Annotated in this window: 17 protein-coding genes and 1 rRNA gene; 4 read left to right on the top strand and 14 right to left on the bottom strand. The window is 52.3% G+C overall.

The genetic code is table 11. The features are described from left to right. Window positions 1–27 precede the first annotated feature (27 nt). Window positions 28–951, top strand: a complete 924-nt coding sequence (locus tag BUB27_RS13300; RefSeq protein ID WP_159434963.1) for a DMT family transporter — start codon at window positions 28–30, stop codon at window positions 949–951. Here BUB27_RS13300 and BUB27_RS13295 read toward each other — a convergent pair. Both BUB27_RS13295 and BUB27_RS13290 read right to left on the bottom strand, forming a co-directional pair. After that, window positions 938–1237, bottom strand: a complete 300-nt coding sequence (locus BUB27_RS13295; protein ID WP_143184353.1) for a hypothetical protein — start codon at window positions 1235–1237, stop codon at window positions 938–940. The genes BUB27_RS13300 and BUB27_RS13295 overlap by 14 nt on opposite strands. A 48-nt stretch (window positions 1238–1285) precedes the next feature. Further along, entirely contained in the window at window positions 1286–3232 is a 1947-nt protein-coding gene (locus BUB27_RS13290) for an alanine/glycine:cation symporter family protein (protein WP_143184352.1), read from the bottom strand. Window positions 3233–3392: 160 nt separating this feature from the next. Here BUB27_RS13290 and BUB27_RS13285 point away from each other — a divergent pair, with 160 nt between their 5' ends. Beyond that, on the top strand, window positions 3393–3911 hold the full coding sequence (locus BUB27_RS13285) for a hypothetical protein (RefSeq protein ID WP_143184351.1): 519 nt from the start codon (window positions 3393–3395) through the stop codon (window positions 3909–3911). 79 nt (window positions 3912–3990) lie between these two features. After that, window positions 3991–5022, top strand: coding sequence for a M23 family metallopeptidase (locus BUB27_RS13280; protein ID WP_143184350.1), 1032 nt, complete (start codon window positions 3991–3993; stop codon window positions 5020–5022). Between the two features lie 35 nt (window positions 5023–5057). Here the strand turns inward: BUB27_RS13280 and BUB27_RS13275 are convergent, their stop codons facing one another. The 3 genes from BUB27_RS13275 to trhO are packed head-to-tail and all read right to left on the bottom strand — an operon-like array spanning window position 5058 to window position 7086. Then, window positions 5058–5483 carry a hypothetical protein gene (locus BUB27_RS13275; RefSeq protein ID WP_143184349.1) on the bottom strand — a complete coding sequence of 142 codons (426 nt, stop codon included), beginning with the start codon at window positions 5481–5483 and terminating at the stop codon, window positions 5058–5060. Beyond that, window positions 5476–6102, bottom strand: coding sequence for a signal peptidase II (locus BUB27_RS13270; protein ID WP_143184348.1), 627 nt, complete (start codon window positions 6100–6102; stop codon window positions 5476–5478). Before BUB27_RS13270 ends, BUB27_RS13275 begins: the two co-directional genes overlap by 8 nt. A gap of 60 nt (window positions 6103–6162) precedes the next feature. Next, on the bottom strand, window positions 6163–7086 hold the full coding sequence (trhO, locus tag BUB27_RS13265) for an oxygen-dependent tRNA uridine(34) hydroxylase TrhO (protein WP_143184347.1): 924 nt from the start codon (window positions 7084–7086) through the stop codon (window positions 6163–6165). A 233-nt stretch (window positions 7087–7319) separates the two neighbouring features. Here trhO and BUB27_RS13260 point away from each other — a divergent pair, with 233 nt between their 5' ends. Beyond that, entirely contained in the window at window positions 7320–8114 is a 795-nt protein-coding gene (locus BUB27_RS13260) for a segregation and condensation protein A (protein ID WP_143184346.1), read from the top strand. A 2-nt stretch (window positions 8115–8116) separates the two neighbouring features. Here BUB27_RS13260 and BUB27_RS13255 read toward each other — a convergent pair whose 3' ends face one another. The 9 genes from BUB27_RS13255 to rrf form a co-directional block, all read right to left on the bottom strand. Continuing rightward, window positions 8117–8686, bottom strand: a complete 570-nt coding sequence (locus tag BUB27_RS13255; protein WP_143184345.1) for a hypothetical protein — start codon at window positions 8684–8686, stop codon at window positions 8117–8119. Window positions 8687–8734: 48 nt separating this feature from the next. Then, entirely contained in the window at window positions 8735–9490 is a 756-nt protein-coding gene (locus BUB27_RS13250) for an SDR family NAD(P)-dependent oxidoreductase (RefSeq protein WP_143184344.1), read from the bottom strand. Between the two features lie 34 nt (window positions 9491–9524). Next, window positions 9525–10901, bottom strand: a complete 1377-nt coding sequence (locus BUB27_RS13245; protein ID WP_159434962.1) for an apolipoprotein N-acyltransferase — start codon at window positions 10899–10901, stop codon at window positions 9525–9527. A gap of 50 nt (window positions 10902–10951) precedes the next feature. After that, the gene (locus tag BUB27_RS13240) at window positions 10952–11926 is read right to left on the bottom strand and encodes an ornithine cyclodeaminase family protein (protein ID WP_159434961.1); all 975 of its coding nucleotides are present in this window, start codon (window positions 11924–11926) and stop codon (window positions 10952–10954) included. Between the two features lie 126 nt (window positions 11927–12052). After that, complete coding sequence (locus tag BUB27_RS13235; RefSeq protein ID WP_200797129.1) at window positions 12053–12757, bottom strand: glutamine amidotransferase-related protein; 705 nt, start codon at window positions 12755–12757, stop codon at window positions 12053–12055. Window positions 12758–12759: 2 nt separating this feature from the next. Beyond that, complete coding sequence (locus BUB27_RS13230; protein ID WP_143184341.1) at window positions 12760–13935, bottom strand: iron-containing alcohol dehydrogenase; 1176 nt, start codon at window positions 13933–13935, stop codon at window positions 12760–12762. A gap of 6 nt (window positions 13936–13941) precedes the next feature. After that, window positions 13942–15333 (bottom strand): aldehyde dehydrogenase family protein, encoded by a 1392-nt coding sequence (locus BUB27_RS13225; RefSeq protein ID WP_143184340.1) that lies wholly within the window; start codon window positions 15331–15333, stop codon window positions 13942–13944. Between the two features lie 6 nt (window positions 15334–15339). Next, window positions 15340–16716, bottom strand: a complete 1377-nt coding sequence (locus BUB27_RS13220) for a glutamine synthetase family protein (protein WP_143184339.1) — start codon at window positions 16714–16716, stop codon at window positions 15340–15342. Between the two features lie 283 nt (window positions 16717–16999). Next, window positions 17000–17115, bottom strand: a 5S ribosomal RNA gene (gene rrf / locus BUB27_RS13215). Between the last annotated feature and the right edge of the window lie 170 nt (window positions 17116–17285).

The following is a 17285-nucleotide window of genomic DNA, read 5'->3' as shown; positions in this document are numbered from 1 at the left end:
ATGACACTCCGCAGATCTCACACGCTCATGACAAGCGCATCCAGCCATTCGACTTCTAGCAAGGCGCCCATGCTCCAGCTTCATTGGCTGGTGGTAATCGTCGCCTTCACGGCTATCCTGGGTCACCTCATCAGTCTACCAGCCAGCACTTTGGTCGTCTGGCGCACGGCGATTGCCGCGATCATTCTCTTTATCCTGATTCGGCCGAAGGTCGCCCGAGATGCGCATCCGTTCAAGCTCAAGGCCACACTGACTGGCATCATTCTTGGAGCACACTGGATGACCTTTTTTGGCGCAATCAAGCTCTCTAACATATCCATCTGCCTGACCGGACTGGCTACACTCTCCCTGTTCACCTCGATCACCGAAGCGATTCAGGAAAGACGGAAACCCTACTTCTCTGAAATCCTCCTCGGTGCCGTGGTGATTCCCAGCATGGCCCTTATTGTGGGCGTAGAAAAAGGAGAACTTGCCGGCATCCTTACCGCTTTGGCGTCTGCCCTGCTAGCAGCCATCTTCACCGTCATCAACAAGCACCTCGTCCGCCAAGGGACGCCACCAGCGGCCATCACCCAGTACGAAATGCTTGGTGCCTGCCTGACCTGCCTCGTCACCAGCCTGGCCATGGGATTACCTATTGAGTCCTATCTCCCAAGCCAGGGTGATTGGCTCTGGCTGGGGCTGCTAGCCACCGTATGCACCGTCTACGCCTTTTCGCTGAACGTGAAGTTGCTCGGCCACTTCTCGGCATTCGAAGCCAACCTCGCTATCAACTTCGAACCCGTCTATGGCATCTTGCTGGCAGCCGTTCTCTTCCAGGAGCACAAGGATCTCCACCCGCTTTTCTTTGTAGGCACACTCCTCATTGTTCTGGCCAACTTCGCCAAGCCAATCATCCGCAGGCTCCGCACGATAGGCACACTCAGAAAGAATCGCCCTAGTGTGAATTAAGCACATTGCGAATCCTCTGCCGTACAGCATCCGGAACATTGTTAGAAAAAGCATAGGACTTGTCCTGATACTGCTTCACAAATGCCATCCTGACGCCTAATTCCCCCAAGTACTCGGCTACTTGCCGCTCCACCCAGCCAGTCAGTTTACCACTGACTCGGATACACTCCCCCTCATGGTAGCGGAGATACACTGTAGGCAAACCGCGTGGAGAAAGGCGGTCCCCCAGAGTGAACCAGAGCTTCGATAGCCTTCCCATTTCCTTCATTGGACGCACCTTAGTCATCTGGACATAAAAAAGGCGTCCCGAAGGACGCCTGGTAAAATCTATTTCTTACTTCTCTCCTCCTGCATCAATCTTACGCATGTGCTCGCGGTAGATGGTCAGCTCTTTTCTGACAATCGGCAGCAAGAAGTAGAGGCCGATCATGTTTGGAAGTACCATGGCAAAGAGCATGGCATCAGAAACTCGAATGACGTTCGACAGGGACGCTGTCACCCCGACTACGACGAAGACACAGAACATCACCTTGTAAACAATCACCGCAGCAAAGTTGTTCTTACCGAAGATATAACCCACTGCCTGCTCACCATAGAAGGACCAGGAAATCATCGTGGAGAAGGCAAAGAGAAGAACTGCTACAGCCAAGACTTTCGGGAACCACTCGAATTTTTCTCCAAAGGCCATGGATGTCTTATCGATCCCCTCGATCAGCTCCACGCTCCCCTCTTTCATCCAGAGATTGTCCCCGTCTTCACGGTAGACCTTGAGGAACTGGCCATCCTTGGACTTATCCATCAAGCGCATGGTCGCCCCCTCGGCAAGCACTTCGACAGGCTTCACCTCGGCACTCGCTTTGGCGTAGACATCAGCACTGGAGACGGAGACTTTACCCTTGGCATGCCAAGCATCGCCTTCACCTTCAGCTCCGCTCACAGACACGATATCTGCATTCACCCAAGCAAGAACTTCTTTGGTCTTCCCGTTTTCCTCATCAGTGAACTTCGCCTGATAGAATTTTTCGTCTTCGCTCTTCTTGACCAATTCCAGAGATTCATTGGCAGATACGGTACGCACGATGGCGTTCGGCGTCTCATAGAGCTGGACACCATCCTTTTCAGCAATCGCATCCACTTTCCATGCTCCCGTGATGACAAGAACCAGAGCAGTCATGGTACAAACAACCACCGTATCCGTGAATGGCTCAAGCAATGCGACAAGGCCTTCACTCGCAGGCTTGTCAGTCTTTACCGCAGAGTGAGCAATCGGTGCGGAACCGATACCAGCTTCGTTAGAGAAGGCAGCACGCTTCACACCTTGGATGAGAACACCGACAAAACCACCTGCCACGGCTTCACCTGTAAACGCTGAGGTGAAGATCAACTTGAAGGCCGGGATGACATCACCGAGGTGAGTCAGGATGATGGTGAGTGCCGCGATGATGTAAATCACGCACATGAATGGCACGAGCAAGGAGGTCACACGTGCAATCGACTTGATACCGCCGATGATAACCAAACCGACCAAAATGGCCAATATCACGCCGAACCAAATGCTGTGGCCTGAATCCTCTGTAAACAGACCAAAGGCTCCCGAGAACTGGGAGTGAGCCTGATTGACCTGGAACATGTTACCAGCACCGATCGCGCCACCGATACACATGAAGGCAAAAAAGACGGCTAGCACTTTACCTAGGCCGCCTAATCCTCGTTCACCAAAACCTTTGCTGAGATAGTACATGGCACCACCGTGGGTCTGACCATGCTCGTCGAATTCACGATATTTCACACCAAGCGTACATTCACAGAACTTGGTGGTCATACCGCAGAGCCCTAGGAAAATCATCCAGACCATCGCCCCCGGTCCACCAAGACCAATCGCCACGCCGACACCCGCGATGTTACCCAGACCTACCGTTGCGGAGAGTGCTGCGGAGAGAGCCTGGAAGTGAGTGATCTGACCAGGCGCATCATCCCGCGTGTACTTTCCTTTCACGGTTCTGATCGCCATGCCAATGCCGCGGATATTCAGAAACTTGAAGTAGAGTGTCAGGAAGAGTGCTGTGCCTGCTAGAACGATCAGCACGACTGGCACTTTAATGTCCTCAGTGACCGGGATTTCGACGAATACGACTTTCTCCAGTACTTCAGCCACTGGCTCCATCCGCTCATCAATGGCATCGCTTATGTCGCCCTTCGCACTGGCTATGCCTGTCATCCCAAGAAATGTCATGAGCAGGATGCTCAGCCAATTGAGTATTCGTTTATTCTTCTTAATCATAGAAAATCACTCGTTTTAAATCTGTTTACACAAGACTGGGCTCACCCTGACAGCCAGCCCCCACCCCCCTCAAGAAAAATCTCTATCAGAGCCAATTGCTGGACAGTGGGTGAACATTTTCCTTCACAGGCAGCAATTGCTACGCCACTTTATACCCACCATGCGAGTTTTCCTATTTGTCGCCCTAGCATTGCTTTCCGTGATCCCTGCTCAAGCCAACGGCAAAAAGCAGCCACCACTGTCGATCACCTTTCACCTGGTAAGCACCAATCAGGAGAGCAAGAAACTCAGTATCCCTGTGGACACCCCACAAGGCAGACGCTTCATCCAGCGCTCACCCTTCGTTAGCACTGCAGATATCATCGCCTACCATCCCTTTGAATCTCCTCACAATCCAGACATGTACGGCGTGACTCTGCAGCTCAGCAAGCTCGGCTCCAGACGCCTGCGCGCCGTCACTGGTGAGAATCTAGGCACCTGGGTCGTAGCCTCTATCAATGGCAATGTGGTCGATATGCTCAAGATCGACAAGCAGGTCGACGGCCGAGTCATCACCATCTGGCGGGGAATTGATGCAGCCACACTAGGCATCTGTGACTCACTGGTGCCACGCATCGGAGAATCCAAAGAAGCTTGGGAAAAACGCCGCAAGATCATCGAAAAACGCAAGAAACAATAATTTTCCACCAGACCATGACGAAGCGAAGGCCTAACACCCTTCGCTTTTTTGTATCCAGCCCTTAGTATCTATTCCAGACATGCGCTACCTCACCAAAGTATTACTCCTTTTAGCCCTGATCGTCCCATTGAAAGCAGAACAGCCACTTGGTCTGAAGCTCCCGACGGCCAACGACAAGATCTTCAGCGCTAACCCTGAACAGTTCTACATGTATACCACGCGGAACTTCGAAGGGGTCTCCTCCAAACCTTGGACGGCAGGCCAGTACGGCTACGTAAGAAACCTGAAGCGCACGGACGAAGGCGTGATCGCCACCCGCTTCCATGAAGGCATCGATATCCGTCCGGTCAAACGAGACAAGGCCGGCCGCCCACTCGATCTGGTGAATGCCATCGCCGATGGCAAGGTCGTCCACACCAGCAAGGTTTCAGGACATTCCAACTACGGCAAATACATCGTGGTCGAGCATGACTGGGGCTCAGGCCCATTCTACAGCCTCTACGCCCACCTCAATGACATCACCTGCAAGGTAGGTCAGAAAGTACACTCCGGCATGCCTATCGGCAAAATGGGTTACACAGGAGCCGGCATCAACCGCGAACGCGCCCACCTGCATCTGGAACTCAACGTGATGACCCATACTGAGTACCCCAAGTGGCACGCCCAGTACTTCAAGTCCAAGAACTACCACGACAAATTCAACGGACTGAATATGAACGGGCTGAACATCGCCGAGCTCTACATCCGCCACCAGCGCAATCCCAACCTCTCTCTGATCTCCTTCATCCAGAAGGTGCCCGTCTATTTCAAGGTTACTGTTCCACGCCGCGGGGCGCTGGACATCGCCAAGCGCTACCCATGGATCCGCATTGGTAATCACCACGGCATCAGTGCCGCCTGGGAAATCAGCTTCTCCAGCTCAGGCTTCCCTCTGGCAGTCACGCCAAGCAACCGCGCCGTCATCCGCCCGACGGTCACCTACGTGAAGCCCACCAAGTCCAGCCACAGTTACCACACCAAAGGCATTCTGACTGGTACAGGCTCCCAGGCGTCCCTCACCTCAGTCGGTGAGCGTGTGATCGCTCTCATCAGCGGCTCCTTCATTGAGTAGCCACACTTCAGCCCGGAGTGGGCCAAAAGCCAGACTTACCGGATCTCCCTGTAGCTATTGGTCTTCACGGAGTCGCGGCACAGGACTACGAAGGTGAAGACGCCAAGGATGGTTCCCAGCGGCATTGCCAGGCAGTTCATTCCAGCCGTCACCAGGGACAGCACCCTTGATTTGCGCTGGCTCATGGCTCTTGCGGACAGGATGTTAAGCACCATCTTGCCACAGATGATCAGTCCAAAGATCAGGTAAAAGACGGCAAACAAGGACGTGACTGCCGATAAGTCAGGAGCCCTAAGATTCCCCTGAGCTGCCGCCTCGGACTGAGCCATACTGAAGACGAAGCGCATCATCAAGTAATGCCCCACCAGAAAGAGCAGGCCGACCCCAGCCAGCCCCGCATAGATATAGTGCACGATCACGAGAACTCGAAGATGTTCCCGGTCCGTCGGCAATTCAGGCATCGGCTGGGTTTGCATCATCACTGGTCTTAGATTGGGAAGCCAGCTCGTCAGGCTGGAAGAAGGCACTCAGGAAGAGCAAGCTCGCCGCGATACAAATGCAGCTGTCGGCCACATTGAAGGAAGGCCAGCGGTAGTTGATGAAGGGGATGGTGAAATCTAGGAAATCGACCACGTAGCCTTCACTGAGTCTGGTCCAGAAACCCTCTCCTTCATAGCCTTTGAGGAAAAACCCCTGGGTAAGGCGGTCGATCAGGTTGCCAACCACACCTGCGATCAGCAGCGGAGCCGACCACTTGGCCATCCCTACAAAGACTCCCTTTTTCCAGAGCACGCTCACCACCGTGAGTGCGACAAAAGGCACGATCAGGAAAACGATCGGCGCCCAGCTGGAACCATTGCCAAAGCCGAAGGCGACACCTTGGTTATGCACCCTGATAATATTGAAAAAGCCCTCGATGACCACAGTCTGGTCCAGCATGTTTGCTGGCTTGGGATACTTCACCCCGTTATGCACCACAAAGGGTTGGGCGTAGTTCAGCACGATATACCACTTTGTAATCTGATCGAGAATGATCAGTGGCAGGGAAATCTTGAATACCAGTGATAGCAAACGAGGCATGGCGCTAATGTGCACGGCAATCTGGAAAGGTAAAGCAGTTTACCTCCCCCTGAGTCCACATTACTGGGCGGCCTGGGCAGCAGCCTCACGCTCTAGGCGAGCGGTCATGTGCTCCTTGCACTCACCGCAGCAGTAGCGCTCAGATTTCTCCTCACAGCTTTCACAGCAGAAATGCTGAGCGTTGCAGTCTTTGTTGGCGCAGTTTACGTAGCGTTCACATGGCTCATCACAATGAATACAATGCGCGATCACGGATGGGTTCTTGCTGTTCACCGGCACAGCGATGCGCTGATCAAACACATAAAGCTGGCCCTCGAAATCCTCACCCTTAGTTGCCGGATCCTTGCCGTACTTCACGATTCCGCCGTGCAGCTGGTTCACATCCCCAAAACCTTCCTTCACCATGAAGCCGCTGAATTTCTCACAGCGAATCCCGCCAGTACAGTAGGTCAGGATCTTCTTGCCCTCAAAGAGGTGGCGATTCTCTCTCACCCACTGTGGCGTATCACGGAAAGCCTCCACTGGAGGAACGATGGCATTCTTGAACTTGCCTAGCTCTGCCTCGTAGGCATTGCGCACGTCCAGAAGTACCGCATTCGGGTCCAGCATCGCTTCGCGCCACTCGGAAGGCTCCAGGTAATTTCCAGTCACCTCATTTGGTGAAAAATCCTCTTCCCCGAGACCGAGAGTCACGATCTCCGTACGGGCCTTGATGGAAAGCTTTGGAAAGACATGGCCCTCCTCCGGATCGATCTTGAACTCGATTCCAGCGGTCAGCGGGTCAGTCTCAAGCGCCTTCATGTACTCGGCACAGTTCTCTACCGTACCGGACACGGTTCCATTGATCCCTTCATTACCAACGATGATACGGCCTTTCAGCTCCAGTCGCTCACAGAGAGCACGGTGCTCGTCTCGATAAGCCTCTGGATTCTCGATAGTGGTGTAGAAATAGTACAATAGAACCTGGTAAGGTGCCTCATTCATAGGCGTTTCGGTAAACCATTGCCCACCCGCGCGCAACACCGTTTTTTCCTCTCAGGCAGGAAATAAGCCAAAATATGCGGCCCACATCCTGCACTCACTACATACGAAAGCTTAGAGACTTAGCCACAACCCAAGAAAACTCAAGCAGGCAGCCAAGCTGACCGCCACCGCCATCTACCGGGCAGGCGTGCTTATCGCTTGCAAGTTTCCAGTGAAAACTCGACACTGCCGCGGTGGAAGACATCAACTACAAGGTCAAATTAGACATTTTCGAAGGCCCGCTCGATCTGCTGCTCTACTTGATCAAGCGCGATGAGGTGGACATCTATGACATCTCCATCGAGCGTATCACCAAGCAGTACCTCGACTACATCAATACCTTCAAGATGCTCAACATCGACCTGGCCTCCGAATTCATCGTGATGGCCGCCAACCTGATGTACATCAAGTCTCGTACTCTCCTTCCCAAGCAGGAACAACCGCCTGAAGAAGATGCGGAAGAGGAAGATCCACGCTGGGAGCTGATCCGCCAGTTGATCGAATACAAGAAGTTCAAGGATGCCGCCGGCTTCCTGACCCGCAAGGAAATCGAGCAGGAAGACTACTTTGCCCACGTGGCTGAAAAGCCAGAACTACCGGAGCAAGATCCCCAGCCATTGGCCGATGCCAACATCTTCGATCTCATCCGTGCCTTCCAAAACGTCCTAAAACGCTTCGAGGAATCGAATGACCTCGGTGACATCGTGGATGACCGCTACACGGTATCCGACAAAATCGAAATGCTGCTGGATACCATGAAGCCAGGAGCTCGCACCAAGTTTACGGAGCTCTTCTCCTCAGCTTCCACTAAGGCGGAAGTCATCGTCACCTTTCTCGCCATTCTGGAGCTGATGAAGATGAACCAGTTCTGCGTGATACAGAATCACATTCTCGGAGATATCGAGGTGGAGCGGAACCACGCCACCTCGTCTCTCTATCAATCGTCCACGGTGAAAATCACTTCAGACGGCTCGGGTCACGAGGAATAGCATCAAATACTAAAGGAGCCAAAGATAATCATTAACACAGCCAGCCCAAAGGCCACCGATATCGCAATACCTATCGGAGTCGAAAAGAACGCTGTGACCGCAACATCAAAGGATCTCTCAGTAGCAAATTGAAATTCGTAGCCAGCACCAACAACTCCCGCGTCCTTAATTTCAACTTCAACGATCGCATCGGAGACCAGCTTATCTTGATCCTGTAAGCGAATGCTGGATATCTCATGCACAGGAATAGCCTCGCTCAAGTTCCACACCAAGCCCTCCTTGGCGGAGGTGTTCGGTTTTGCGCCGAGCCTGACCTTATCTCCATCATTCTTAATAAGGATCAGCTCATAGTCAGGCAGCGCTTCTTCCTTTTTAATAATCATCAGTCGATGATCCAAAGGCTCAACAGTCTGCTCATGAGCCTTAACACTAATAGAGGTCAACCCCTTGCTTTTGACGACCGCGATACACAGGCAGCTTAACAAACTGCCTATGACTACGATCCAAGCTACTGCCTGAAGCCCGGTAAAAGAAAAAACTTTACCAGCTCCAACATTCTCACCTTCTAACATGGTGACCTATATAAAGGTCTGAGTTCTCCAGAGCGAGCATATTACATTCTACACGGAATAACCCCCATCTGCCGTCACCACGGAGCCATTGATCCAGCGGCCAGGTTCAGAAACGAGGAAGACTGCCATCTCGGCGATATCCTCAGCCTTACCCAGTCGCTTGAGTGGAGTAGCATCCGCAAAGGCCTGCTGCTTTTCAGCAGTGCCTCTGCCAAACATCCCCGGCAGCGTCGCTCCGGGACTGAGGCTATTCACGGAGATCTGGCGCTCGCCAAATTCCCTGGCTGCCATTTTGGAGAGCACATCCACAGCTGCCTTGGTGGCGGAGTAGACGGAAGTCCCAGGCAGAGGGCGAGTCCCAAGCATCGATGAAATATTCACGATGGCCCCTCCGTCATTAAGCCGCTTGCCAGCTTGCTGAAGTGACAAGGCCACGGCTCTGAAATTCACATTGATCAGATTATCTACCGTCTCTAGATCTAAGTCAGTCAGTAAGGAGCCACCCGGGACACCGGCATTATTGATCACGATGTCCAAGGTCCCGACCGCGTCCTCCGCATCATCATAGAGCTTCTCAATCTGATCCGCCTGGGTGAGATCCGCCTGCACACAGATCGCCTCTCCACCTTGCTTTTCAATCTCCTGCTGAACTTCCTCTGCAGCCTCAGCATTACCACCATAGTGCACCACGACCTGGGCTCCACGTTTTGCTAACGCGATTGCAATATGCTTGCCGATTCCTCCGGATGCTCCCGTTACCAATGCTTTCTTTCCTGATAGATTAATCTCACTAGATTCAGCCATGATCGAGAGTAACGCACTTGTGAGATTTCACAAATCAAGAGCCGATCTTTTGGGCCTTTTTTTGCCCATAGTAACTGCCCATCAACCAGAGCATCCAAGCACTCCCGACCACCAGAACAATCCATGGAAACAACCATCCAGCTCGCGTAAAGAAGGTCAGCCCTTTGCGTTTTTCTAACATCCCGGACAAGATCCCTTCTTCCATCAAAGGAAGGCTGAGCACCCGGTTCCCGTAGGGGTCGATCAACTGGGTCATTCCTGAACCCGATGCCACCATCATCCAGCGGCCATTTTCAGCCGCCCGATGTCTGAACAGCTCAGCATGCTGCTCGTGCTCCTGCAGCCCCCAGTGCTTGGCGTCCAGACTGGGTACAATAAAGTACTCCGCGCCCTTACCCGTCATCTGCCGCACCGTATCCTCATAGTCACAGTCAAAACAGATCGGCGTACCAAAGGTCCCCTTACGGGTTTCCACCGGCTTGGCCTCAGTACCTGCAATACCGTCATTAAAGAAGTGCACCGTGTGGTTCTTGTAATGCTCACCCAGCACCTGGTCCCCGTCCATCGTCAGGGCAGTATTATAAAAGCTCTCTTGATCCAGCTTGGTCACGGTACCGAAGACCATCAGCGCATCATGTTTCCTGCTAAACTCGGCAAAAGAATCATAGAGATGCTTGGTCTGACGCACGTCCATGGTAAACCCATACTCCGGGTAAAGCACGATATCCGCTTCTCCAGCCAAGGGATCAGCCATCTGGATCAGATTATCCCCATAGACACCCTCCGCCTGCACGGCAACTACCCGCAGGCCATCCTCACCCACCTTATAGGGGCTTGGGCGCAAGATAGTAGACAAGAGCATTGCCAACAGCAGGACGCCTCCCGCGATACGCGCCTTTCCTTGCTGCGCCACTAACATCCCCCCAAGTACGATAAAAAAACTGATCCCGTACACGCCGAACACGGGAGAAATCCAACCAGGCCCCAAACCGACACCAGGTGTCATCCAGGGGAATTTCAGGACGAAAATCTCTGCACGCACCATCTCCACGGCCAACCACCAGCACGCACCACCCAGTGCGACGAGCCAACCTTTCTGATAGCGCGTAGAAAGCGCAGCATAGCCAGCCCCAAAAAACATCGAGAAGAAAGCCATGATGAAGGCCAAGGGGACAATCGCCCAGGACATCCCCACAAACACCTTTGTGATCCAGGCCATCGTAATGCCGAAATAGATCACACCATGCAGTAAACAAAGGCGTCCCCCCACCTTGGCGGACGTCCCGTGAATACCTACAAACAGAGGAATCCAAGCCACTACAGCTAGAAACCACCAACTTAGCGGAGCAAAGACCGTACTTGCCAGCAAGGCACTGGCAACTACCAGGATAAGACGCAAAGTTAGATTCATCCCTTGCATCTAATGGCAAGAGATGGAATCCGCCAATGACAATCTACTGTTTAGAGCACGGCATCCACACCGAGCCCTTGATCCAGGGCATAGCGGTAGATTTCAGCAGAACAAACCAGGTCTTGAGCAGCGTTCCCCACTGACTTGAAGACCGTAGGTTTATTTCTTTCTCCGAGACACTGCTTGCCTAGGATCAACTCGCCGATCTCTACCGGGCAGTAGTCATCATCAATCAAACCGGCATCACGCATCAAACAAATTTCCCCGGCTTCTGCCAGACAGGCAGCGCGTTGATCCACAACCACGTCACTACGTAGCAAAGTTTCCGCTGAGATCTCAGTACGCTGAGCCCCTAAAGATCCAATCGCATTGATGTGAACACGATCCGAAATTTCTTCATCAGAGAAAACAGCTGTAGGGCTCGTGGTCGAGGTGGTGATCACATCGCATTCCTTCAGCACTTTTCTATCAGGATTGGCAATCAGTTCGCAGTCACCAGCTATATCCCTGTTATCCTGACAGAAACGAATCGCGTTCGCTTCCTGCCTCGAGAAGACATAGATTCGCTCAAAGCTTCTTGCACACAGCATGGCTTCCAACTGATGGCGTGACTGACCGCCCGTACCAAACAGAGCCCCAACCTTGCTATCCTCTGGAGCCATCACCTTGGTCGCAATCCCTGTGGCAGCTCCAGTCCTCAAAGCTGTTAGGTAGCCAGCTTCCAGAATCGCCAGCGGCATTCCAGTCTCCGCGCTGTTCACGACAATGATCCCTGGAGTCACCGGCAAGCCCTTATTCACGTTATCAGCAAAAACTGAAACCACCTTCACACAGAAGATACCAGCACCTTCCCCATAGGCCGGTTTGTACAAAACTGTTCCCCCCTCATTCACCAAAGCCGTACGCAAGGGGCTGTCCACATTGCCTTCAGTCAGGTCGGCATAAGCACTTTTCATCAGTTCGATGGCACGAGGCATCTTCAGGCATTCAGCCACCAGCTTCTGATCAATAAGCTTCACATTCATGCCTCCCAGCATGACAAAGCCCCATCATCCCTAAAGCCTTAAAGCTGTATCAGACTGGAATTTGTCCTAAAACTGAACAATCCGCACAAGATACAAACCTAGGACCGACATCAGCTGAAGGACTCATCACTTTGTTAGAAAATTAACAATCCACTGCGCGAGAACCAGGCTATCTACATGAGCTGACAGGGAGGCTTCAGCCTCACGTATCCGGTTCGGTGGTATCCTGTCTCTGCGTCTATCCATCAGGGCTCGGGAATAAGCCGGGGTAAACTCAGGGTGCCCCTGCACACTAGCCATGTGTTTGCCGACTTGAATCATGTAATAAGGACAGAAAAGGCTCTCTGCAAGCACCTCAGCCCCCTCGGGAAGACGGGTAATCTGATCTTGGTGACTGACGATGATATCAAGCTGATCGGATACGGGGGACATCCACTCTTTCCTGGCAATGACGTTATTAAAGCTCACGCCTACCCCCCACCCTTTGGTGGATAGCTCTACTGCTCCACCCAAGGCGCAAGCGAGCGCCTGGTGACCGAAACAAATGCCAAAGTAAGGTGTCCCCGCACGATTCAGTTCGCGGATAAATTCCAGTAACTTGTCTACCCACGCCAGCCCGTCACCCATACCGTGCTGACTGCCAGTGGATAGGTAGCCGCAGCATTCGGAGAGATCCTGCGGATACTCACCTTGGCGGACATCGTAGATCCGCAGTCTGATGTCCGGATCGACTTTCTTGAACAGCTCAGCAAACATCGCGGGATAGTTCCCGTGCTCAGGCTGCAAGGGATCCGCGATGTCGTCGCACTGGAGAAGGCCGAGAGTGATCATGATTACAAGTTTCCATTGAGCGCGTCACTACAGAGTTTGGTGTACTCAGCAGGCGTCAGTGCAATGGGATTACCACCAGCGCTGGGGTCTTGCGAGGCCATTATTCCGATCAGCTCCAAATCCTTATCCTTGATGCCAATACCTGAGAGGTCATGGGGAATATCCAGCTCTGCGCGAATATCCAGCACCCACTGCAGAAAGGAATCAAAACTCGGGTTTTCCAGACCTAAATAACGTGCCACCCGGGTAAGCCGCTCTTCGATCGCCTCACGGTTCACTTTAAGAACATAGGGCATGAGAATCGCGTTCAGCAATCCATGGTGCGCATCATACAGTGCACCAAGAGGGTGAGCGAGGGCATGCATAGCACCAAGCCCCTTCTGGAAAGCTGTCGCCCCCATGGAGGAAGCAACTAACATCTGCATACGTGCTTCTAGATCAGCACCGTTCGCCACTGCTCTGGGCAGGTATTCCTTCACCAGACGGATTCCCTCAACGGCGATACCTTCCGCCATAGGATGGTAGAACGGTGAACAGAGGGCCTCCAGATTATGGGAAAGTGCATCCATACCCGTAGCAGCCGTGACATGCGCTGGAAGGCCCACGCTTAGCTCAGGATCCAGAATCACAATCGCCGGGAGCATGCATGGATGGAAAATGATTTTCTTAACATGCTCTTCTTCATCAGTGATGATCGATGCACGCCCCACCTCTGAGCCTGTGCCGGCGGTAGTGGGAACAGCAACAACTGGAGCCACATTACGGGTATCCACTCGCGTCCAGTTGTCACCCACGTCCTCGAAGTCCCAGATTGGGCGATCCTGCCCCACCATGAGAGCTACTGCCTTAGCTACATCTAGCCCAGAGCCACCACCAAAAGCGATGACACCATCGTGCCCGCCTTGGCGATAAGCCTTCACGCCGGCTTCGACATTCTCACCGTTAGGGTTGAGCTTCATCTCACTAAACAGACCGCAGTTCAGTCCTGCTGCACGGCAACTTTCCACGCAGTCCTTGACCATAGGCAAGGCAGCAAGCCCCGGATCAGTGATCAGTAGAGGAGCTTTCATGCCCAGAGCTTTACAGTGCTCCGGTAAATCCGCGATGGTTCCCGCGCCTGCTTTGATGGCATTAGGATAGTTCCAGTTTCCTGCGAGATTGGAGTATTCAGATGACATGTTGTTTTAGATAGTTTGTTTGATATGAAATGATTTTGGCCTCGTAAGGTGATCGAAGCCTATGGATGAGAGAGTACAGCCACACCCGGAATTCTTCACTCCAGTCCAGGCAAGCGCAGGATCGAGATAATCACAACGATTCACAAAGAAGGTGCCGGTATCGATTTGCTCACCGATCTTTACCGCAGTATCTATGTCCGTTGAAAATACCGAAGCTGTTAGGCCAAACTCAGAATCGTTCATCAGAGTGATCGCTTCTACATCACTACTGACTTTCTGAATACCTACGACCGGGCCGAAAGATTCCTCTGTCATCACACGCATGCCGTGATTAACTCCTGTTAGAATCTGGGGAGCCATGTATGCACTGCCTTTTTCATCCATTGAAAAATCAGCTCGATCAATGTGAGCAGTTGCTCCTTGCTGCACAGCTTCGGCGATTTGTTCTCTAACAAAGTCTGCAGCACTAGCACGAACCATAGGACCTAGTGTCGTCTCAGGATCATCAGATCTACCGAGCTTGTATTGCTTAGCCAAAGCCACCGCTTTTTCGACAAAAGCATCATGGATGTCCTCATGTACATAGATGCGCTCGATGCCACAACAGGACTGACCGGAATTAAAAAATGCGCCGTCGACAGTGGTTTCCACAGCCTGGTTAAGATCAGCATCCGCCCTCACGTAGGCTGGATCTTTACCGCCAAGCTCCAGACCCGTGCCAATAAATCTGCCCGCGGCAGCGCGTTGTACCATGGCCCCACCCGGAACCGAACCTGTGAAACAAACGTGACGCACTTCAGGAGCCTTGATCACTTCCTCGGTATCAGCATGCGAGAGATGCAAGTACTGGAATACACCCTCTGGAAGACCCGCTTCTGCAAAGGCTTCCTGAATACGTTCAGCGCACAGAGGCGTCTGAGCTGAATGCTTAAGAAGCACCGTATTACCCGCAAGGATCGCAGGAACAATAGCATTCACCGAAGTCAGATAAGGATAGTTCCAAGGCGCGATCACAAAAACCACGCCGAGCGCCTCCTTCGTGATGTATCGGCTAAAGCCTTCCTTGTCAGGTACGGTAACTGGGGCCAAAGAAGCTTCCGCGATTCCACTCATGTAGCGAGCGCGCTCCTCGAAGCCAGCAACCTCCCCAGCGGCATAGCGAATGGGTCGCCCCATCATCCAGGAGATTTCCTCTGCAATACTGTCCTTTTTTGCGATAAAGGCATCCACCATTCTATTACAAACGTCCACACGCTCCGCAATGGATGTTTGTTTCCAGCTTTTCTGGGCTGAGGCGGCGAGGGCAAGAGCCTTGCTGATCTCTTCAAGCGTGGCGTAATCCCGTGTGACGTAAGTGCTGCCGTCTATCGGTGATACCGTTTCCAATCGATTACTCATGATTTGTTAGATGATTTCAAAGTAGCGTTGCATTTCCCAGTCCGTGATATGCTTGCGGAATTCATTGAACTCCCACTCACGGGTTGAGGCGTAGTGCTCAACAAAGGCATCGCCAAATAACTGGCGGGCAGCCTCTGAGCCTCGAAGAACCTCAGCCGCCTCGTTCAAATTAAGCGGCAGAGCAAGATACTCTGGATGCTTCAGGGCATAGGCATTACCCTCTACCCTATCTCCCGGTTCCAACTCATTTTCTATCCCATAGAGCCCTGCAGCCAGTGATGCAGCCAAGGCGATGTAAGGGTTGGCATCTGCTGAGCCGAGGCGGAATTCCACCCGCTGCGATTTTGCTGAGCCGGGTATCACACGCAATGCGGTGGTCCTATTTTCACACGCCCAAGTGGCATCAGTAGGCGCCCAAAATCCAGGAATCATACGCGAGTAAGAATTCACTGTTTGTGCAATCATGGCGGTGAGTTCGGGCATGAGCTGCTGCTGCCCAGCCACAAAATGGCGCTGGATCTTGCTCATATTCATCGGCTGGGTCGGGTCGTGGAATGCAGAGCCTGAACCATCCTGGTAATTCAGAGACATGTGAATATGGCCGGACTGGCCAGGATAGTCATTAGACCATTTTGCCATGAAGGTAGCCATCATTTCACGGCGCTGCGCCCAGGCTTTCACAAAAGTTTTGAACAGGGCCGCTTTATCCGCAGCTTCACGTGCGGCGTCCACGTACAACGCAGCCTCTAACACACCTGGACCTGTCTCGGTGTGTAAGCCCTCAATGGGCATGTCCATTTCCTCACAGAAATTAAGCAGGTCGTGATAAAGCTCAGCATGCACGGAGTTTCTCAACATGGAATAACCAAAGAATCCGGGAGTGATCGGTGTCAGATTCTGGTAGCCTTTTTCTCTAACACTGTCCGGCGTCTCGTTGAACATGAAAAATTCATATTCAAACGCAGCTGAAACCTCGAAGCCCAGGCCAGAGGCGCGCTCCAAAATACGCCCTAGCAGATTACGTGGACACAATTTAGCTGCCTCTTGTTCAAACTCACAGAGAAACAACAAGGTGTCCGGCTCGAAGGGAATCTCACGGCAGCTTTCTGGGATAATGCGTACAGGAGCGTCCGGGTAGCCAGTGTGCCAGCCTGTGAACTTGATATCTACATTCTCGTAAAGCTGGTCGTTAGAGTCCCAACCCAAGACGACATCACAAAAAGCAAAGCCATCTTCCAAGGAAGAGAAAAACTTTTTTCGGCTCATGTACTTGCCACGCATGACACCATCTATATCAAACAGTCCGACTTTTACGTGTTTGATATCGCGCTCTTCAATGATGCGTTTTGCATCCTGGACTGTTCTAACCTCTCTGGGATCCATGTATTATTCAATGTGTGGGGTTTTACCTATAGACCTAACTGTAAAGCGCTTTGGCGATCACGACAATAATTTGCTGTTTCGTCAATATGATTGGCGTCACGCCTACACATAGCCAGACTCATAGAACTATCGAGACATCCTCCCTTTCATTAATGAAAATCAACTATCAATACCCACACCTACGCAGATTCTCTGCCTACACAGTGAAACCCGTATCGTCCCCACCCTTAAAACTGGACACAAAAAAAGCCCGCACTCAGCTTTCACTAAGTGCGGGCATATAACCTGGCGACGACCTACTCTCACAGGACCTATCGTCCAACTACCATCGGCGCTAAAGCGTTTCACTTCCGGGTTCGGAACGGGACCGGGTGGTTCCACTCTGCTATGGTCACCAGAAGCCGGGACTGATGTTTCCATTCAGTTGCGGCTTCCATTGGCCAGAGCTGGCTCGTCTGGTTAGTCTTCGGTTATTTCTATTAGATCTTTGGATCTTCAACATGTCGTCTGCACGTTGACAGCTGCACAGAGCCTATCTTCAAATTTTTTCCTTTCTGCAAGTCATGCCA

The sequence above is a fragment of the Rubritalea squalenifaciens DSM 18772 genome (genome assembly GCF_900141815.1).
In the GTDB taxonomy this organism is placed as follows: Bacteria; Verrucomicrobiota; Verrucomicrobiia; order Verrucomicrobiales; family Akkermansiaceae; genus Rubritalea; species Rubritalea squalenifaciens.
Note: the sequence above shows the minus strand (reverse complement) of the source record. Positions and strands in the feature narration are given on the sequence as shown.